10 protein-coding genes and 5 pseudogenes are annotated in these 20596 nt (G+C 58.0%); 5 read left to right on the top strand and 10 right to left on the bottom strand.

Going from position 1 to position 20596, the window contains the following annotated elements; genetic code table 11:
• Both BI327_RS42370 and BI327_RS18285 read left to right on the top strand, forming a co-directional pair.
• Positions 1 to 277 (top strand): annotated as a pseudogene (locus BI327_RS42370) (amino acid ABC transporter ATP-binding protein); the annotation flags it as partial.
• 453 nt (positions 278 to 730) lie between these two features.
• Entirely contained in the window at positions 731 to 2356 is a 1626-nt protein-coding gene (locus BI327_RS18285) for an MFS transporter (RefSeq protein WP_076862112.1), read from the top strand.
• A 412-nt stretch (positions 2357 to 2768) separates the two neighbouring features.
• Here the strand turns inward: BI327_RS18285 and BI327_RS41790 are convergent.
• The 3 genes and pseudogenes from BI327_RS41790 to BI327_RS41120 all read right to left on the bottom strand — a co-directional run.
• Positions 2769 to 2939: pseudogene (locus BI327_RS41790) on the bottom strand (transposase domain-containing protein); the annotation flags it as partial.
• Between the two features lie 1263 nt (positions 2940 to 4202).
• Complete coding sequence (locus BI327_RS18270; RefSeq protein WP_245334856.1) at positions 4203 to 4949, bottom strand: Crp/Fnr family transcriptional regulator; 747 nt, start codon at positions 4947 to 4949, stop codon at positions 4203 to 4205.
• Positions 4950 to 6016: 1067 nt separating this feature from the next.
• Positions 6017 to 6721 carry an ISAs1 family transposase gene (locus BI327_RS41120; protein WP_083742146.1) on the bottom strand — a complete coding sequence of 235 codons (705 nt, stop codon included), beginning with the start codon at positions 6719 to 6721 and terminating at the stop codon, positions 6017 to 6019.
• Here BI327_RS41120 and tnpC point away from each other — a divergent pair.
• Positions 6656 to 7990, top strand: a pseudogene (gene tnpC / locus BI327_RS18260) (IS66 family transposase); the annotation flags it as partial. The gene BI327_RS41120 and the pseudogene tnpC sit on opposite strands and share 66 nt — an antisense overlap.
• Positions 7991 to 8263: 273 nt before the next feature.
• Here the strand turns inward: tnpC and BI327_RS18255 are convergent.
• A pseudogene (locus BI327_RS18255) lies at positions 8264 to 9278 on the bottom strand (IS110 family transposase).
• A gap of 75 nt (positions 9279 to 9353) precedes the next feature.
• Between BI327_RS18255 and BI327_RS18250 the strand changes: the two are divergent.
• Positions 9354 to 9491: pseudogene (locus tag BI327_RS18250) on the top strand (transposase domain-containing protein); the annotation flags it as partial.
• 342 nt (positions 9492 to 9833) lie between these two features.
• Here BI327_RS18250 and BI327_RS18245 read toward each other — a convergent pair.
• From BI327_RS18245 to ectB, 6 genes are all read right to left on the bottom strand, one after another.
• Positions 9834 to 11591 carry a GMC family oxidoreductase gene (locus BI327_RS18245; protein WP_245334855.1) on the bottom strand — a complete coding sequence of 586 codons (1758 nt, stop codon included), beginning with the start codon at positions 11589 to 11591 and terminating at the stop codon, positions 9834 to 9836.
• A 108-nt stretch (positions 11592 to 11699) separates the two neighbouring features.
• Positions 11700 to 12368, bottom strand: a complete 669-nt coding sequence (locus BI327_RS18240; protein WP_076862109.1) for an SDR family oxidoreductase — start codon at positions 12366 to 12368, stop codon at positions 11700 to 11702.
• A gap of 272 nt (positions 12369 to 12640) precedes the next feature.
• Positions 12641 to 12922 (bottom strand): hypothetical protein, encoded by a 282-nt coding sequence (locus BI327_RS41780; protein ID WP_245334854.1) that lies wholly within the window; start codon positions 12920 to 12922, stop codon positions 12641 to 12643.
• A gap of 67 nt (positions 12923 to 12989) precedes the next feature.
• Positions 12990 to 14534: an MATE family efflux transporter gene (locus BI327_RS18235; protein ID WP_076862108.1), complete on the bottom strand. Its 1545-nt coding sequence runs from the start codon at positions 14532 to 14534 to the stop codon at positions 12990 to 12992.
• Positions 14535 to 16053: 1519 nt separating this feature from the next.
• A complete protein-coding gene (locus tag BI327_RS18230; RefSeq protein WP_159450469.1) occupies positions 16054 to 17049 on the bottom strand; it encodes a phosphotriesterase family protein in 996 nt (331 codons plus the stop codon).
• A gap of 315 nt (positions 17050 to 17364) precedes the next feature.
• Positions 17365 to 18660 carry a diaminobutyrate--2-oxoglutarate transaminase gene (gene ectB / locus BI327_RS18225; RefSeq protein WP_076862106.1) on the bottom strand — a complete coding sequence of 432 codons (1296 nt, stop codon included), beginning with the start codon at positions 18658 to 18660 and terminating at the stop codon, positions 17365 to 17367.
• Positions 18661 to 19108: 448 nt separating this feature from the next.
• Between ectB and BI327_RS18220 the strand changes: the two genes are divergently transcribed.
• A complete protein-coding gene (locus tag BI327_RS18220; protein ID WP_076862105.1) occupies positions 19109 to 20386 on the top strand; it encodes an acyl-CoA dehydrogenase family protein in 1278 nt (425 codons plus the stop codon).
• Positions 20387 to 20596 lie beyond the last annotated feature (210 nt).

The raw sequence follows: 20596 nt of genomic DNA, 5'->3' as shown, positions 1-20596 counted from the left end.
CTTGAAACCTGAGATACTCCTACTGGACGAAATCACGTCAGCGCTGGATCCCGAGCTTGCCGGTGAGGTTCTCGACGTGGTTCGCGGTGTAGCGCACGAGACTAACGTGTCGCTCTTGATTGTGACGCACGAAATGCGCTTCGCACGCGAAGTCTCCGACCGCATCGCTGTCTTTGACGCGGGCCGCATCATTGAGCAGGGTCCACCCGACAAGATCTTCACCAGTCCACAGTCCGAGCGCACCCGCGCATTCCTACAATCCGTCCTGAACCACTGAACCTAATGGCAACTACCGTTACTGAGTTGCTCGTTGTCCGTGCCAGACAGCGTTCCGGTTGTCTTCCGTCGGCGGAATCACGACGGCATATGAACAATTTCTCATCGAGGTCGGGTATGGCCCGCGGATTGCTTTACACCAACGTCGAGGCGGGCGAGGGATTGGCGTGGACTCATGCTCCCGTTGAGCGCATCCGACAATCATGTCTATCGGTGCACGATTCGAAGGGAATACCCTGCAGCACTGACTGTCGTTGTAAGCGGGCATGTTCTTCATCCGGTTCGGAACGCTTCTTACGCGAACCGATCTCTCATCACTCGATGTATTCAGACGAATTCCATCCGAGCGACAGTAGCGACAGGAAAAACAATCTAGTCGATGACGAAAAGGTCTCCCGATGCCTCAGGAAGACCAAGTCAACGTACCGGTAGACGAACCGTGGCTCCGAGAAAGATGAGCAGAGTGCCTCGCGCGGATGCAGTTTCAATTTCGCCAACGACCCTCGCGCCGCTCAAGAACCCGACTTTCCGTTCCGTTTGGATTGCCGCGCAGGTCTGCAACCTCGGCACTCTTATGCAGACCGTTGCGATCGGCTGGCTGATGGCAACGATTTCGAATTCGACTCTAACGGTCGCGCTTGTTCAAACTTCATCGGCCCTGCCCACGTTCATTCTATCAATCTTCGCCGGAGCCATTGCCGATAATTTCAATCGCCGCTCAGTCATGCTCGCGACACAATGTCTCATGATGGCAGCATCTGCGATGCTGACCACTTTCGTGGCGCTGGGTTTTGTCGATCCATCGATCATCCTCGGCCTCACCTTTTTGATCGGATGCGGCACCGCGCTCAACAATCCCGCTTGGCAAGCGTCAGTCGGTGATATCGTCGACCAACGCGACATTCCCGCCGCCGTCACGCTCATCGCGGTGGGATACAATACGATCCGAAGCGTTGGCCCGGCCCTCGGGGGAATCGTTCTTGCATCCGTTGGACCTCTCCCAGTTTTCGCGTTGAACACACTCGGCTATTTGGCGCCACTAAGCGCCACATGGCGTTGCAGGTGGAAGGTTCGCACTTCACCACTCCCGCCCGAGTCGATGATTACGGCGATCCATGATGGAGTGCGGTTCACGGCCTTGTCTTCGGAAATCAAGGCAGCGATCGCGCGCGGAACCCTGTTTGGCTTGGCGGGCATCTCCACACTTGCGCTGCTTCCCTTGGTAGTTCGTGATCAGCTGGCGGGTGGTGCGCTCACATATGGCATTCTCATGGCCGGATTTGGGGCTGGCGCATTACTGGGCGGCGTTTGCGTCAACCACCTTAGGCGGGTTATGTCCCAAGAACTGCTCCTAAGACTCGCATGCGTCGCCTGTGCGGCGTGCTGTCTTTCCCTAGCTTTGAGTCCTCAGCTCGCAGCGGCGGCACCTGCGCTCGCCTTGGGTGGCGCAGGTTGGGTCGTAGCATGGTCTGGGCTTGGCGTGAACGTGCAATTGGCTAGTCCCCGGTGGGTCGTTGGTCGCACCATTGCCATCTACTATGCGTTCGCATATGGCGGTCTCGCCGCTGGCAGTTGGGTATGGGGTACGGCGGCCGAGAGCTGCTCCCTGACCTCGGCGCTGTTAGGCTCCGCAGGCGCACTTTTGCTGGTCGCCGCAGCCGGTTATTTGTTGCCCGTAAGCGAGCGTCCAAAATCGGACCTCGATGCTTCGAACCAATTCGGCGTCCCAGCAGTCGCCCTCGATCTAACCCCGAGAAGCGGTCCAATTGTCGTAAAGATTGACTATCGAGTACCACAGGAAAATATCGAGGCCTTCTTAGAGCTCATGCGCGAACGTCGGCGCGCTCAGAGCCGCGTAGGGGCTCGGCACTGGACCCTCCAACGTGATCTTCAAAAGCCTTCACAATGGGCTGAGACCTTCCGCACGCCTACTTGGACCGATTATATTCGCCTGAACCATCGTCTCACGACAGCCGACAAGGAGCTGGAGGAACGTGTACGCCAATTGCACGCGGGAGAACTTCCACCTCAAATGAAGCTTTCGATCGAGCGACCAACGAGCTCGCCGGAACCGCGGTAAGTCCATTCCTCCTTCCTCCCACCATTGACTTCTTCACAATAGGTTCGCCTTAAGCCTCTGGAAAGCTCTCTGCAGCTCCTTAGTTGGAAGCCCGAGCGCGAAGGTTCGCGGGCAAACCTTGCCGTTTGATCAGTTCGATAGCAGCTGCATCCGGCGCTTTCTGCGCACCGCGGAACGTCGTCATATATCTTCTCGCCAATTACGTGCAGCGTCATTTCCTGCAGATAGACTTCCTACGCCCTCTCCAGTTCGGCGAACTCCGGCAGCAGAACGTTGTCGACGAACCCTCGTATCATAACGGGTGTTGCGTTGGTGGATGTGGCGAGCCAGCTTCCCACCCGGCACACGCGCCCGCTGTAGCGTAGCTTCCGAGCGCAAGGCGCTCACTAGCGTAAGCGGCAAGCTGAGGCCGTCACACGGCGTGGTTCCATGGCATAAGCGCGTCGATTTCGCTGCTCGGCCAGCCGTTGGCGATACGCTAAAGCGCTAGGGCGAGCCAGGCGAACGGATCGACGTTGTTCATTTTCGCTGTCTGCAGCAGTGTTGCGATGGTTTGTCCGCCGCCGTCGCTGCCCGCGAAGATCATACCGAACGGACCGCCCGGATCACCCGTTGCAAGTGCGCGCCTCGGCGACATCCATGCCGGCGCGCACGACGATCTCGCCAATGACAATCTCGATCACCGCGCCTTCCACAGACGCCACCACACCTTCGCAACTCGAGTGCCGCGAGCGACAATGCCGCTCGGCTCGAGCGTCACGGCGCCAGGCTAACAACTGCGATGGATGAATGCCGATCCGGCGGGCGACCGCCGAGACGCTCGCGCCGGGCTCCAGCGCCTCTGTCTCAACCTGCGCTTTGAACTCGTCCGACCAGCCTCGACGAAGCTGCCGCGGCGCCCCTCGAGGCGGTTGGCGACCGCTTCAATTATATGGAAGGTTCTAGTTCCAGAACTTGGCGCAGACATAGATGCTCATATCGACTCACAAACTCACAGCCGATGGCCGATCGCTCACCCACTCCGCCAGACGGGGTCTCTTTGCGGCTTACTCACTAGCAATTCCGCCCCCACGAACAACGCCCTCGCGACAAAGTGAACGGGGCATCGAGCACGTCGTTAGGCGGGCGCGAATATGCTCTGATTTGAGTGTTAGCGATAACCTTCCTGGTATGCCCCGAGAGGCTGAAGGCGATGCTGCTTGCCGGACGGCACGAGAGCGAGTGGCTGCGCCAGATCATCAATGAGCTGCAGCGCTGCAGCGTCATCACCTCGGTCAGAAGGCAGAGTCGCTTCCCGAGGAGCAGATGCTGCTCGGTATCGAGGACGTCCAACGGGTTGCGGCCTGTATGGAAGCCAGCCAGGACGAGACGCTCCGGAAGGTCGGGCGGAGCGCGCACGCAAGCCCCGTAACAATGGCGGAGGCACTACCGACGTATTTGCCTTGGATCGACGCCGTGTTGACTTCGATCGCCATGACCTGCCCCCGCTGCAAGGGCAACCCGCCGCGATCGAGATGGAGCTAAAGGCAGCTTTAACCCTGTGGACTTGAGGAAGATCACGCTTTCTCGTGCAAAGATTGAAGGATCCGTAGAAGCTGCGCAAAACCGATGTGCTTATCTTCTCAGCGCTAGATCAGTTCGCTTCGTACAAACAGTTTGCATTGCGTCAGTTAGTTGACGGCTTCATCTTTGAGCGTCCGAGCGCAGGTTGCGCTTGCATCGATTCAGCTGACCAGAGACATGAGAGGCCAAAGCGTCCAGTTATCCTAGAGATAGACAGTAGATTGCGATTTGCCATCAGCCGTTGGAGCACCGGCTAGACTAGGCGTGTCATGATTAGGCTTTGCTAAAGTGCCGGATCACTTGCTGGAATGACGGGATCAGAGTAAGCGCTTGAGATGAGCCTGTAGCAACCGCATGCCTTTTGCTCAAGGCATTTGCGTTCCTTGATCTGCAAGACACCGCGCGTCTTGCAGATCAACCGCTGTTCCTCGAATTGGAGCAGCGTCTCCGTCACGCTGGCGCGGCGTAATCCTAAAACGGATGAAATATAGTCATGGGTAACTGGTAGAACAGTTGTATCAACGGCGTCGCTCGCCAAGCAGAGCCAACTTGCCACCCGCTCCTCGCGATCATGTCGAACGCCACATAATCCTGTCTGAGCGCAATGCAAACTGAGCGCTTGAACATATCGAAGGAGATGTTCCCTAATTTCGGTGCGCTCGTTCACCAGGCGACGCAGATCCTCGACTCGAATCCTGTACGCGCTTCCAGGAACGAGCACAACAGATTGATGGATCCAAAGATGTCCTCCCAATAGGAGCGAAGCGCCGACCGCGCCTCGATAGCCTATCACTGCGATTTCAAGGACGCTTCCCGCTGCGACGATCCTTAGCGAGACGAGACCCGACTCTATGAAATAAACGTGTTCGACGCGCCTTTTCGGCTCTTGCAAAACCATACGTTTCTTCAATCGGATTGGCTCTACGAATTCTCTCATAGTCGCGAGATTCTGTAGAGAAAGGCTCGCCAAAATCGCGTTCTTGACGAAGAATGGCGCACTAGGAGGCACGCTTTCAGGCCGATAAAGCATCAACTGCCTCCCTCGCATCCGAGCAGTTAAGAAACGTCCACTCGTGTCCAAGCAATTCCTACAACAATCGTCTCCAGCGACGTTTGCCTATCGCGTTTAAACCACTGTGGCCCTTACGAGAAATTGAACATCCAACAGTGATGGCATTCTCAATACGGCCGCAGAATACCCTGGTCGTCTTCACGCTCTCGTTCATCTGCCGAGTCATTCGTTCGAGCTTGTTCAAGGCGCCTCCGAAGCAATTGAGAGTGCATGAACGTGCAATCGCTCGATCGGCACACGTCTTAAGAGCCAGAGCATCGGGGCTCGTCTTGATTTCGTCCAAGCGATAATCTACCGTTATGATCCTGCTCTCATGGTCTATCCTGGAGTGGGACAAGGATGAGATTGAGCAGCCCTAGTCTTCGGACCACCCCCATCAAGCCTCGGCGAGGCAAGTGCAATCGAGCTTGCAAAGCTTCGTCGAGCACACGACCGCAATAAATCGCCACTTGCCCTCCTCAGCCTAACGAAGCCCCCTTGGCTCGGGCACGAGCTGGCATGATCGAAACGAAAAGGTTGATGTCCCCCGCTCTCTCCTCGGATTGGGCAAGCAACGGTGCTGACTTGTGACAATTGTGGGCTAACCGCCTTGCATGACGCCAATACCGATTTCGGAGGGAACGATACCAGCTTGGAATTGATTTGTGTCCTTCCCGGCTTTCTGAAGCATGAGCTGTGGCCTGACTGCACCAAAAAAACGGCAGGGTTTCGGACCCAGCATTTGTGGATCCGTTCCCTTGTTTGCCGACGGCCCCGCAGCGCGGTGTGGCGATTTCTGCGAGGCGAGGCGAAGGCCTGCGGTTCAAAAAAAGCGCTGTTCGCCTCGAGTGAGCTCGCTTGGACATGGCGGTAGACGCTAACGCCGGCGTTCATGACAGGCCAACATCAATCCCCGACGCTCGGTCTTTATCGACGAGATCCGGATAAGGAGCAATATGGCCCACAGCGCGGGTGGGAGCCAAAGGTAGTAGGGCGGTCATTGGCGGACGCTGACATTCCTTGGCGCCTTCCGGTGTGACCTAGGGCTATCGCATATGGGCGAGGACTGAGAGAAGGAAGTCGTTGTTCCATCTGGCCTGGAGCATTTTGTGGCTGGTACGCGCGGGACCTGGCGTGGCTTGCAAGGCATTGATGGCGAGCTTGCGGATGACGGCGAGGTTTTCTGGAGCATGATCCTTGCGGCTGCGACAGGCGTCCTCGTCGAACAGAACGTCGAGGACCCAGTGCAGGTTGTTCTCGATGCCCCAGTGTGCGCGCACGATGTCGAGCAGCTTCTTGGCCGACGGCAGGCGGGAAGCCAGAAAGTATCGGACTGTCTGCTTGGCAGACTTGCTGGCACTGGCGCGCCAGCTGTCGATACGGCCGACGGCGGCGACAGGGGGGAAGCCGTATTGCTTCGCCAATTGAGGTGCCGGCACGACGATGGCCTGCCGGCGCTCGACGCGGTCGTGAGCGGAGGTTCTTCGCTGGCTCGCCCGCGCTGGCTTCCGGGCGGTGTCGAGCAGCGCCTTGGCGGCCTGGAAGAGCCGGCCGCGGTTGCTCTTGATGGCCAGAACGTAGTGGCCCTTCCGATCGCGGATGGCCGCGTCGCCAGATGGCGGCGAATATGCTCTGAATTGGGTGTGAGCGACGCCCTGCCTGACGATCCCGAGACGCTGAAAGCGATGCTGCTTGCCGAGCGGTGCGAAAGCGAACGGCTGCGTCAGATCATCAAGGAATTGCAGCGACATCGGTTTGGCCGGCGGGCAGAGACGCTGCCTGAAGATCAGATGTTGCTGGGCCTGGAAGACGTTGAGCGGGTGGCAGCATACAGCGAGACGGCGCAGGACGTCAGCGCACCTGAAGGCCGTGAGGTGCGGGCTCGTAAGCGCCGCAGCAACCGCGGTGCCTTGCCGACGCACCTGCCGCGGATCGAGGTCATCGTCGACATCGAGGACAAGACCTGCCCCTGTTGCCAGGGCGAATTACACCGGCTTGGCGAGGATCGAAGCGAGCGGTTGGACCTGGTCCCGGCGCAGTTCCGGATCCTTGTTACCCGGCGTCCCAAATACGCCTGCCGTGCTTGCGAGGACGGCGTCAGACAGGCGCCGGCCTCAGCCCGGCTGATCGAGGGCGGATTGCCGACCGAGGCCACCGTCGCCCAAGTGCTGGTCTCCAAATATGCTGATCACCTGCCGCTCTACCGGCAGGCGCGGATTTACGCCCGCCAGGGCATTGAGCTCGATCGTTCGATGTTGGCAGACTGGGTGGGCCAGGCAGCCTTCCATCTGCGTCCGTTGCATGAGCGTCTCCTTGGCAAGCTCAGGCAACGGCCAAAGTTGTTCGCCGACGAGACGACGATGCCGGTGCTCGATCCCGGCCGCGGGCGCACCAAAACCGGTCAGCTCTGGGCCTATGCAGCGGACGACCGGCCATGGGGCGGCGCCAATCCGCCAGGCGTCGCCTATGTCTATGCCCCCGATCGCAAAGCCGACCGACCGATCGCCCATCTGGCAGGCTTCAAGGGTGTCCTGCAGGTCGATGGCTATGGCAAGCTGGCCGAGCGTGGTGACGTTCAGCTTGCATTCTGCTGGTCGCACATGCGGCGTAACTTCTACGAACTTGCCTCTCCTGGCCCCGCGCCCATTGCGGGTGAGGCGCTCAAGCATATTGCCGAGTTTTATGCCATCGAGAAGGCCATCCGCGGCCGCAGCGCCGAGGAACGTCGTCTGGTTCGACACCAGGAAAGCCGGCCGCTCGCCGATGCGTTCCAAAAATGGTTGCGAACAAGACTCGGCTTGATCAGCCAAAAGGGCAAGCTGGCCGACGCCATCCGCTATGCGCTCTCACGCTGGGATGGCCTGACGCGCTTCATCGATGATGGTCATATCGAGCTCGACAACAACGCCGTCGAACGCGCGATCCGCCCGATCACCCTCAACCGGAAAAATGCGTTGTTCGCAGGTTCCGATGGCGGCGCCGAGCACTGGGCCATCATCGCTTCCATGGTCGAAACCTGTATGTGTGGATGGCTCCCTCGGTGCAAGAGGTTTGTTTGAGCGATGCGCGACAAGTCGGCGGCTTGCATGTGTCCGGCCTACGTAAAAGGCGGCACGTTTGGCCGCCGGCCCAGATGAGATCCGCGGATCGGGTCCATAACAAGCTGACGCGCTTAAAGCGCCTACAGGTTTACTGGGTGTCCCGATCTCGTCTATCAACCGTCGCGTCATCTTCCCATTCAGCGCCGTTGCAACCACGACCGGCAGGACCCGGCTGGTCCTTCCGGCCGATACTTATGCCGTGCGATAGGTCTCCTCTCGTGTCATCACGGCCCAGATGATCCTTGCCATTTTGTTGGCCAGGGCGACCGCGGCGAGCTTGATGGGCTTACGCGCAATAATGCGTCCTAGCCAACTTTGAGCGAAGTTCTGCTTGCCGCGCGACCAGCGGATCGTGGACATGGCGCCAATGACGAGGAGGCGGCGGATGGTGCGGTCGCCCATCTTCGTGATGCGGCCCAATCGTTCTTTGCCACCGCTCGAGTTCTGACGTGGCACAAGGCCAAGCCATGCCGCGAAGTCGCGGCCTGATCGGAAACCGCGGATATCCGGCACTCCGGCTAATATCGCGCTGACGGTGATCGGACCGACGCCTGGAACGCTGAGCAACCTAGCGGCTTCGGGTTCTGCACGACAATGCCTCCGTATTTGGGCTTCGAGCGCATTGATCTGAGCGGTTAGGGCGACGAGCTGGTCGGCCAGGATATTTAACGGTGCTCGTACCGTATCGGGGATCGGTGTCGCCGGATCGGATATCCTCTTGATGAGAGGACCGACATGCTGAGGGCCCGCCGCTGCGATTACACCGAACTCTGCCATATGACTCCGGATCGCGTTGATCAGCGAAACACGCTGCCGCGACAGAAGTTCATGCGTGCGATGCACCACCCGCGCGGCCTGTTGCGCCAATGACTTGACGGGAGCGGGCCGAACCGCCGGTCACGTCACCGCTTCGCAGATCGCTGCGGCGTCCGCAGCGTCGTTCTTTTTGCCGTGCCACATAAGGCTTCACATATGAAGCCGGAATCATCTTAGCGTCATGGCCAAGAGCGCGAATCTCGCGTGCCCAGTAATGCGATGATGCGCATGCTTCCATGCCGACAACGCAAGGCGGCAACTTGGCGAAGAAACTTAGCACCTCCTCACGGCGAAGCTTCCTCTGGAGAACGGGGCGGCCTTTTGCGTCAGCCCCATGAACCTGAAAAACCCGCTTTGCCAGATCGAGCCCGACGGTAGTTACTTCGTTCATGAATGACATCTCCCTTACGGCGATCATCGCGACCACCTCCGCACTATGGCGCCGGAAGCGGGAGCCATCCACCTCATCAAGCTGAACGATGTCGATCCGCTTGCTTACCTGACCGGCGCCCTCACCAGAATCGTCAACGGCCATCCAAACGGCGACATCGATCAACTGCTTCCATGGGCTCATTGCCGTCAAGACCTCAAAGCCGTGGCCTGAGAACAGCGCTTACAATCGAACGGACGCTTCGCCAAGATCAAGCCCTGCCGACATTGCCATTGGCAGCGGCAGGTGGCGGGACGTGGTCTCCAGATCGTTGAGATCTAGCGCGCTGCATCAGGCACAAGCGCGGTAAGCCGCTCCAAGCGCCTTCCCGAAGATCAGCTCCTTAAGCGTCTGCATTGCCACGCAGAGCCTCTCGGCATCAAGCGCGAGCAGATCTCGTCCAGTGTCGGATCGGTCGGGAGAGCATCTGGCGATCGTCATGATCAGACGATTCGATTGACGCTCGCAGCGGCAAAGCCCTGACGACCCCTACACCGAATCGGAACGATGGAGCGCTCAGGGTAAAGGCTTCACGCAATCCTTAGCATCCTCCTTGATCATATCCGCGCCCTTTTCGGCTATCATGATCGTGGGCGCGTGGATGTTGCCGGAGGGAACGGTTGGCATGATCGAGGCATCAATCACACGCAGACCGCTAAGGCCGTGCATGCGAAGCCGACTATCGACGACGGCCATGAGGTCATCGCCCATTTTGCAGGTTCCGACAAGGTGGTACATCGCCTGTCCAGTGGAACGGGCGTAGTCGAGCCATTCGTCGTGGCTCTGTACCCTGTCGCCGGGCCGGCACTCCAATGCGATGTATTTAGCGATGGCGGGATGGCTCATGATTTTGCGCGCGACCTGCATGCCGGCGACAATGCAGGCTCGATCCGTTCCCGCTGTTAGGAAGTTTGACCGGATGGCAGGTTGGCTACCAGGCACCAGCGATTTGATATGGATCGACCCATGCGACTCGGGCCGACACTGAGACACTGCGATTGTCAAAGAGGGCTCCCTTTCGAGGCACCCCGGCCGTCCCGGGTCGTAGCTCGCTGGTGCCATTGTAAACTGTACGTCAGGCGTTTCCAGGCCGGGCGAAGTACGCACGAAGCCGAACACTAAGCCCGCTGGCCGAGTGAGGACGCCTGTGCCGCTCACGTAGTATCGTAGAATCTCTCGCAGGAACGTTAGGCCTCGCGTCTTCTCGTTGAACGTGATAGCGCGGTTCACCCGCCAAGTTATACGTGGCGCGAAGTGATTACGACAATTTTCGCCGACTCCCTTCAATTCGTGATTGACCGCTATGCCGAATCTCTTGAGGAGTGCGGGTTGGCCGATTCCAGAACGCTCTAGCAAGGCCGGCGACTGGACCGCGCCGCACGATAGGATCACCTCTCGGTTGCACCGGACCTCGCGCTTTCCATCGTGTACGCTGTAGGCGACGCCGACGGCGCGCTTGCCATCGAGCCGGACACGGTCAACAAGCGCATCGGTCTCGATGCGGAGGTTGGGGCGGCGGCGCGCCGGATCTAGAAAGGCGCGAACGGCCGACCACCGCCGACCATTCTTGATCGTTGCCTGGCAATAGCCGAAGCCTTCCTGCCGGCCGTTATTGTAGTCGTTGGTACGCGCAAAGCCGCTGGCTTCGGCAGCAAAGATCAAGGCTTCACCAAGCACATGGCGCTCCTCGGGGTCGCAGACATGGAGAAGCCCAGCTTTGCCACGCGAGTCGTTACCCTGGCCCTCGTAGTGCTCGGATTTCTTGAAGTAAGGCAGCACGTCCTCGTAGGACCATCCAGGATTGCCGAGCTCACTCCAGGTGTCGTAATCGAGTGGCTGGCCGCGCACGTAGAGCATGCCGTTGATCGAGCTACAGCCGCCTAGGACGCGACCGCTCGGATACGAGAGACGCTGGCCGGCTAGACCATCCTCGGCCTCTATATAGTAGTTCCAGTTGAACTTCTTCCGGTTCACTAGTTTAGTGTAGCCTGCGGGGATGTCGATCCACATTGATCTGTCGTGCGGACCAGCCTCCAGCAGCAACACCTTCGTGTTACTGTCTTCGCTCAGGCGACTGGCGAGCACGCAGCCAGCCGAACCGCCACCAACGATAATGTAATCCCATGCGGCCATGGTTTGCATTTGCTGGAACCTCTCAGAAGTAACCCACATAGTCACGGCGCAAGACGGGCACTTCAAGCCCACCCAGCCGGCAAACATTTCCGTCACATTGGATTGGAATTGCGGATAATGGGCACCCGGAAATCGCGACATCGAGAAACGCCTGCAAACACAGAGCCTGCTCCGTCACGACGAAGACCATGAAGGTACAAATGTCCACCGAAGAAACGGTCGAATGCGCTAGTAGGTGCCTGCACGATATCACCAAGGGATTTCCACGCCGTCATAGTTGATGAGGCACCCTGTATTCTGCGGACCGAGATTGGTGATTACGTTGCGCATTCCGGATACGCTTTCTCCGACCTCAATGTCTGCGGCTGATGTTCCCATGTCGGTCTTCACCCAACCTGGATGCAAGGCCACGACCAGGATGCTTCTTGGTGCGAGGTCCATCGCTAAGCTCCGCGTAAGGCAATGCAGTGCCGCCTTCGTCGCGCGGTAGATGTAGCTTCCGCCTCCCTGATTGCAGGCGATGCTGCCTAACCGGCTGCCAACGTTGACGATCTTCCCTCCCGAAGGAATTAGAGGAAAAAGTGCTTCCGCTATCTGGAGTGGCGCAATGGTATTTACATGGAACGCCGTTTGCCAGTTCGAGTAATTTATCCTCCCAAGTTGCTGCATGCCTGGGTGATAACCTGCATTGTTTATTAACAAGTCGATCTGCCGTCCTCTCAATACTTCGGGTAACGCACGTATGGCTTGTTCGTCTTGAACATCTAATGCTAGTAGCGCGGCGTCGCAGTCTAGCGCCCGAACTGCTTCGTCGGGGCGGCGCGAAGCCGCCATAACGGACCAGCCGGCTTCGCGGTACTGCCGAACGAACTCCAAGCCCAAGCCGCGGTTTGCCCCGGTCACAAGAACAGTTTGCATTGCATTCGCCTCTCTTCGAAACCTGGAAATCGGAACAAGTCCTCGGCGGGGCGCGCCCAATGTTTTGGCCCGCTCGTAAGGTTCACGCTGCAAAGTTCCTTTACACGGCGTTCGGGACCTTTTAGACGTCGGAATGACGTTCCATCGCTTCGATGCCGAACGCGCCGAGGACAGGCAAGCGGAATAGGCAACATCGTGCAGACGCCCTGCCAAGCTTTGGTGCAGCAGCCATAGTCCCAGAAAGCATCGGTACTAATGTGATATTCGAATTCTCACGCATGCGATTCGCGTCGCTGCCGCCTCTCAACACCAAAAACGCGTGAGCAGATGGCGCCTATAAGTACAAGTATGAGCCTATCGGCCACGGCGATCCAAGGATACCAAAAGCCGGTCACGCAATCAAAGTCCTGCACCAGCCCATCGCGAGTGAGCCCGGCAAGCTGCCGCACCGTAAACTCGAACGAAATTGGGTTGCGTTTTTGCGGCGTGGGGTTCGATGAGCCGTATCCATGACGGAGTGGTTCGGCAATTCCGCCATATTCGGTCGACGTCATCAACATCACGCCAGTCGCCACCTTCGCCAAAGATCTCGTAATCAGTCCCAATAGCACGCCTGCTACATTATCCCGCGCCACGTGTTAGCTGATGGTTAGTTGAGCCGGACTGAGCTTCTGACAAAGTGTCGCCGAGCTTCGAAGTTTTCGCTCGTCTCTCGAGAGCTGAATCGATCGAAGTTGTGGTCGAATGCAAGCTCTGAAGAGCAAACCTCCTCACCAGTATTTGGAACCGAAGAACCAGAAGCGTTGCGTATGCAGTCGTCCCAAGCGACAAGCCAATCCAGACGCCAATGGCGCCAAGTCCGATCTTCAAACCTAGCACGTAACTCATCGAAAAGCCTATCAGCCAATAGCTGACGCCCGCACACAAGAGCGGCACCCGCGTGTCTTTCAGTCCGCGGAGGCTACCTGCCGCAATGGTTTCTACAGTTTCTGTGATGAAGAATACCACGCTCACTAGGAGGAGGGTTGCAGCCAAATCGGTTGTCGCATCGGCATTCTCGGCTGTTTCTCTCAAAAATAGTGAGACAATCCTGAACCGAGAAGCGATAACGGCGATCGTGAATACTGCAGTGACTATGATGCCGAGCAGCATCGCAACCAAGCCTGCGCGTCTGGCGCCGGAAGCGTCTTTGCGGCCGGTCGCATGGCCAACGCACACGGTCGCTGCCATGGCGATACCCATCGGGACTTTGAATAGAACTATGGCGATCTGGCTGGCGATCTGATAGGCCGCAAGTGCGGTGGTGCCGATCAGGCCCATCAAGAGTGCGGCAGCCGAGTACAGCCCATACTCCATGAGAAAGGCCATCGCGTTCGGCCCGCCAACCACGATCAATTGCCGCATCAATGGCCAATCGAAATGCCAGGGATGTGCAAAGATCTGATAATCTCTGAAGGGCTGACGCCGGATGGCGAACCAGAGGGCGGCTAGGGACATCGCGCAGTTCACCAGAGTTGTGGCAACGCCCACCCCGAGCAGTTCTAGCCGCGGAAGGCCGAAATCGCCGTACATCAAAAGATAAACCAGCAAGGCGTTGAAAGGGATAGCAACGAGCGTGATCCACAAGGTCGGCTCCGGCCGCTTGACCGCCACCATGAAATTTCGGATTGCCCGAAACCACAATGCCGGTAAGACGCCCCATGCGAGTCCAGATAGATACTGCTCGGCAAGCCGTGCAGCTTCTCGATCTTGACCAAGAGCAACCAAGATCTGTTCGCTGCCCAGCATAAAAGCCACCATCGCTGGCGACAGCAGTAGCGCGGCCCACAGTCCCATGCGGAGGATGGATCGCGCAGCGGCCGGATTGTCGCTGCCAACTGCCTGCGCCACCAACGGAGCAACCGCCGACATGAGGCCCATGCCGAGTGCTAAACCGACAAAATAAATCTTGCTGGCGAGCGCTACGGCGCCGACCGCCTCAGCGCTGATGCGCCCGATGAACGCGAGATCAGTTATCATCATCGCGACTTGTCCGAGTTCGGCCAGCACGGTCGGCAATGCGAGTTTAGCGGTGCGACCGAGTTCGACAGCAAGCTGACGGCGCGTCACTCCTATCACTCGGCGCCGCCACGCCGACACCGGTTTTGCTTCTTTCAGCTTTTCCATGGAGCTCCTGCGGCCCGATTTACATCTCGAGCAAATGGATTTTTGCTTCGCGGAGAGCATTTCGCTCTCGCCCCAAATCGCGCTTATGGTGATGCAGATTCGTGCGCAGCTTTGTCAGCGAATTTGACGAACGGCGAACATGAACGTCGGGATCTACCATCGAATCCGCTGCGGCTGCCTGCTCGGCCACCCGATGAGAACACCACAACAACTTGACCAACCCTTCTGCTAGCTTATTGACCTTTCGCGCATCGTAAATCCAGGGGACACACGGCAAGTGGCCAGCACGGCAAACCGGCCGATCATCAGCATCGCGCAATGGACGCCCGCCATCCAACGCAGGCGATGGGGGAGAGAGAAGGATAGTCGGATTGAAGGACTTGCACTCAAGGAGAACGTATACGGGGGACGAAAGGCGAAAGTCTCGTAAGACATCACTGCGGTTCCTTCAGCAACTGCCCTGGATGAGCTTCCATTCCAAGCATCGTGCCAACCGCCAAAACTTGATTTACAAAGCAGTTTGCTCAACGCCGCGCGTTCTGGCGCGGACAACATGTCGGCTACCCGACAGCCCAGCATACGATGCCCAACATTGTTCGCTTTTATGGCCACGCTGCAAGTACGGTCCGCCTCGTTGGTGATACGAGGGCCGCAAGCTCCGCTTGCTGACTTGTGTTTTGCGCAGTTGAACCCGTTGGCTAGCAGGAGCGAATGACGATTGAGGCGTTGAGGGCGGGCATTTGAGAAGCAAAAACGGAGGTTGCTGGATTCGCCCGAAGAACGGGAATCGATCAGGCGGCCTACTTCCCATTGAAACCAGAGGTGCGAATTGCTACGTGCGGAGATGCGGCCGTTAGATTACCCTGGGCAACACAGGGCGAAAAACGTCGGTGGCTGAACCGGTGGAGCGAGAACAAGAAGTTGCAGGATGTGACCTGGAAAACGCAAGAAAGCTTTAGCGGAAGCGCAGGGCGGTCCAGGAAGGGCGTAACGAGCGGCGGGCATAGATTCGCACGGCCTCCGAGGCTGTAGGTGCTCATTCCAGCGTGCTGGGTGGCTTCAGTTTGCCATTTCCTGGCATCGCATATGGAACATTGCGTCACGTATCTTGCTGTCGGTCGACCGCAAAGCGCGGCGAGGAAGGGGAACTGGATACGATGAGCATCGAGGAAGGCCGAGGTCCTTCCCGTCTTCTTAATCGTGCGACGAGAATGCACCATCAACGCTTGGCACTGGGCACCTACGCCGCCGGTGCGAAGCTGTTCGCCTGCTTGAGTATGAGCAGGACCTTGCTGAGCAAGTACTACCCAGGAACTAAATCGCCGAACAAATCCACAGCTTCAACATAGAAGCCGGATATCCTGAGGTACTGGCTACGGCACGTAGACGTACGCCTCAAGGCTATTTGCGCATGCCATGGGCTGCCGTACGCGCGCTCCTCAACTGCGGCAATACGAACACCGGCTGTCAGATATCGGACAAGATATTCTAATCCAACAATTCGAGCTTCTAAGCTGGTTCACCGCCTCTGCGTCGGAACCTCACCAGCAAAGAACCGTCGCGGGTTGTCCTCTAGGATCGAAGCGATGTCCGCTTGGTTCACACCATGAGCGTGCAGCATAGGAATGAAATCGGTGAACATGTAGGCGTGCGCCTGCCAGAGGCCCTGGGACCTCAGCCGCTCGAAATCGGCGAGTTGCTCGGGGGTAGGCTGAAAATTGAATTTGCCGAGCCTGCCGCACAGGCGATCCATGCTCAAGATGATCTGCGAACGAAAACCGCCGTGCACGAGCTTCGCCACGTTGTCGGCACGAACAACGTCGCGCTGGCAATAATCCATTCCGATCTGATCGAACCCGATGTAGGAGCCACCCTCGACAACGCGCCGATGGTACGCGGGGTCAGGACTTGTGCAGCAATGGCCGATCAGACAGCGACGGGCGGCGACGCCATTAGCTGCGAATAGATGTTGTTGTTCTGGCCCGCCGTACCCGTTGGTGGTATGGGTGACGATCGGCACCCCGGTCGTCCTCTGCGCAACGCAGGCTGCTGCAAGAAATTTTCTCTCTTGCTCGGTGACAACTGGCGCGCCCGTCGACACCTTGATGACCCCGGCCCTTACACCGGTGTCGCCGACGCCATGGGTGATCTCGCGGATGTAAAATTCGGCGATCTCATCGACGGTACGCGCGCGCCAGTAGATCGGCAACCCCATCTCCTCATAGTAAAATCCGGTGGCGCAGACGATCTGCATACCGGACTTTTCGGAGACCTCCTTCATCAACGCAACGTCACGGCCTGTTTCGATCGGACAAGGGTCAACGAAAGTGCGTACACCATGCTCAGTGCGCAGTTGCATCAGCCGGCGGACTGCCTCCTTGACTAATTCCGCTCGATCAAACTTGGCAAGTGGATCGAACCAGGCACCTGGAAAGGCGATGAACAGGTGCTCATGCATCAGTGTGATCCCTAGGCTTTCGACCGAAATCCGACCGGTCACCGTCTGCACCATCATGGATTGAGCCTTCCTCGCACCGCTATTGCTTCGCATCAAGATGAAGTGTCGCCTAGACGACCTGGAGTTGCCCGCTTGGTCTTAGCGAATTCGCCATCTCCAATTTCGGTCAACCGACTTGTAGTTGCCCTCGTTGATCCTTCTTTTCGGGCGATGACACCTGCTCCAACCAGTAACCTCACGGATTCCTCCCAGTCGCAGTTCATCACCCTACCCGGGCTGATCCTCCACATGGGTTGGCTAGCTAAGTCGGGCTCACCTTTTCCAGGATGCTGGGCGTGGCAGTTCTATGTAACTGATTTCATGCCGCGATGGTCATGCAACCTGGGCTCGCTTGATCGTCTCGGTCAGAGATACTTCGAATATGTCAATGCCTTGATTTAATGTCTCCGGATCGATCGTGAGCGCAGGTAGGAATTTTACGACCTGATCACTGGGGCCGCATCGTTCGATAATCAATCCCTTCTCAAATGCCTTGCGTGCCGTCGCCTCCGCGATTTCAGCAATCTGGCAGTCAAACCCCAGCGCCATGCCTCGTCCGCGAACAGCAAAACTGTTTCCATGCTCGGATGCAATGGAATCCAGCCGGCGACGCATAAGATCTCCCGTGCGCTGGACCCCTTCTGAAAACGTCCGGCTGCGCCAATAAACGTTAATAGCTGCGGTAGCGGATACAAGCGCAAGGTTATTTCCCCGAAACGTAGCTGTGTGCTCTCCTGGCCGCCATGCGTCCCGTTCCTCCTTGATCAATAGCATCGACAATGGCAAGCCGTACCCACTTAGTGACTTCGACAGCACAACGATGTCCGGCGACAACCCTGCGAACTCGAAACTAAAGAATTCGCCTGTGCGGCCGCACCCCATCTGGATATCGTCTACGATGAAAAGGGCACCAACGTCCTTTGCTATGGCCTGAAGTGATTGCAGCCATTCCTTGCCGGCTACATTTATTCCCCCTTCTCCCTGTACAGTTTCAACGAGAATGGCTGCTGGAGCGTCGACGCCGCTGCTCTCGTCAAGCAATACCTTCCGCAGGTAGTCGGACGTATCAACCGCTGGCCCGAGATAACCATCATACGGCATGAAAGTTGCGCCGGACAAAGCCACGCCACTGGCTACGCGAAAAAGACGACCACCGGTCGCCGCGGCGGCCCCTAAACTGAGACCATGATATCCATGCGTGAATGAGACGACGTTCTGGCGTCCGGTGATTTTGCGTGAGAGCTTTAAAGCCGCCTCAACCGCATTGGCACCAGTTGGCCCGGTGAACTGAAAGCGATAGTTCTGCAGACCGCGTTCGCGAAGTATGACAGAATCGAATGTCTCCATGAATTCGCGCTTTGCAGGAGTGGCCATATCAAGCCCATGGACAACGGCATCCGACGCCAGATACTCGGCAATGGCCGCCTTGATCTCATGATTATTGTGGCCATAGTTCAGCGCTCCGGCACCAGAGAGGAAGTCAATGACCTCTCGGCCACCGTCCGTTAACATAATAGAGCCGCGGGCCCGACTGAAGACATCCGGAAGCGAACGAGAATACAAGCGGACGTTCGATTCTAACGCTGAGAAAGCTCGCAAGTTAGCCGGCTCGCCAATTGCCTCGCCCATCGTGTTTCCTTTCCAAGTGAGAGGTTCATGAACAAGCGGCTTTCGTCAGATTGCGCTAACTGTGGACGGGCGATTCGAACACGCGCGTTCTGGACCCGCGTCAGGATGTGTTGCGCGACGCATGCTGCCAAGCACGACCCCATGTACCTACATGAGAACTGAGAATCGCGGACCTACTAAGGTCAGCAGTATCCCTGAGGGATCGGGGCGTGGTTGTCGCGAGGACCAGAACAAGATTCGGCGCGTCCAAGTTTGCACCCCGGTATTGAACGCAATCTGTCAACGTGAGGTGAGAGACAGAATATTCCGGACCGCGATATCACGGGATCAAGCTATCAGCTGTCGTTTCGACTGCTCCCATGAATTTTGATAGGAGGCTTTTCAGGCGGGAAGCCTGCCGAATGAAAAATGGCTGCCTCGCGGCAAGCCCAAATTAGAAAGGAGCTGAATGATGAACATCACCGCACCAGTCCGTCACACCAATTACAGCTTGAACCCGGGGGACGAACTGAACGACCTTCGCATGTCTGACGGGGTGCGGCCATTGTATGAGCGCGTGCGCAAGTTCATCCAAGAAACCGTGGAACCAATTTCGGCTGAGATCGAGAAGCTTCCCGAGAACGCAGCCGACCGCTGGAGCTTCACCCCAGCGCATCTCGAATTGATCGAGAAGGCGAAGTCGAAGGCCAAGGCGGAGGGTTTGTGGAACTTCTTCCTGCCCAATGCTCACACCGGCGAGGGGATGAAGAATTTGGACTTCGCCTACATCGCCGCCGAGCTTGGCAAGGACCTGCTTGCACCTGAGGCCATGAACTGCGGGGCGCCCGACACCGGCAACATGGAGGTGCTGGAGCGCGTTGGCACGCCAGAGCAGAAGGAGAAGTGGCTGAAGCCGCTGCTCAACGGGGAAATCCGGTCGGCTTATGCCATGACCGAGCCAAACGTGGCCTCATCCGACGCCAAGAACATCTCGACAACGGCCAAGCTGGTCGGTGACGAGTGGGTGATCAACGGCGAAAAGTACTTCATCTCCGGCGCAGGCGACCCGCGCTGCAAGATCATGATCGTGATGGTGAAGACCAATCCGGATGCACCACCGAGCAAGCAACAGTCGCAGATCCTGGTGCCGAAGGACACGCCCGGCGTCGAGATCCTCGGGCCCATGCACGTTTTCGGGCAGGATCACGCACCGCGCGGCCACATGCACCTGCGCTTTAACAACGCCCGGGTGCCGAAGGGAAACATCCTGCTCGGAGGGGGCCGCGGCTTCGAGATCTCGCAAATCCGCCTCGGCCCGGGCCGCATCCATCACTGCATGCGCGTGATCGGCAAGGCGGAGAAGGCACTCGACATGATGGTGCGGCGCGGACTCACCCGCGAGGCCTTCGGCAAGAAGATCGCCCGTCTCGGCGGCAATCTGCAGTTAATCGCGCAGGCGCGCTGCGAAATCGAAGCCATGCGGCTGATGGTCCTGAAGGCTGCGAAGGCCATGGATGTGCTCGGTAACAAGGAAGCGCGGGTCTGGGTCAGCATGATCAAGGCTATGGTGCCGGAGCGTGCCTCTCGAATCATCGATCAGGCGATCCAGATGCACGGCGCAACCGGCATCTCGAATTGGACGCCGCTCGCCGAGATGTACACGGATGTCCGCCAGTTGCGCATGACTGATGGCCCCGACGAAGTCCACTGGATGGTCGTCGGCCGCCACGAACTGAGCATGGAGTAGGAGGACGAAACGCGTGACCGAATTCGACCTGCTACGCGCCGTTCTCGGCAGGCTGCCATGGCAGGCGCAAGGAAGCCGCGTCCCTTCGACTCCCGCCAGGCAGCAGGACTTCTCTGTGCTCGGATGGACGAAGGGTGACCTAAGTCATCGTCTTTGAGTTGAGCTTTCGAGGCATGTAAATCGGCCGAGCAAAGAGCAATTCAGGCTAAG

Source organism: Bradyrhizobium mercantei (genome assembly GCF_001982635.1).
In the GTDB taxonomy this organism is placed as follows: domain Bacteria; phylum Pseudomonadota; class Alphaproteobacteria; order Rhizobiales; family Xanthobacteraceae; genus Bradyrhizobium; species Bradyrhizobium mercantei.
The sequence above is the reverse complement of the archived record's forward strand: the minus strand, read 5'-3'. Positions and strand labels throughout refer to the sequence as shown.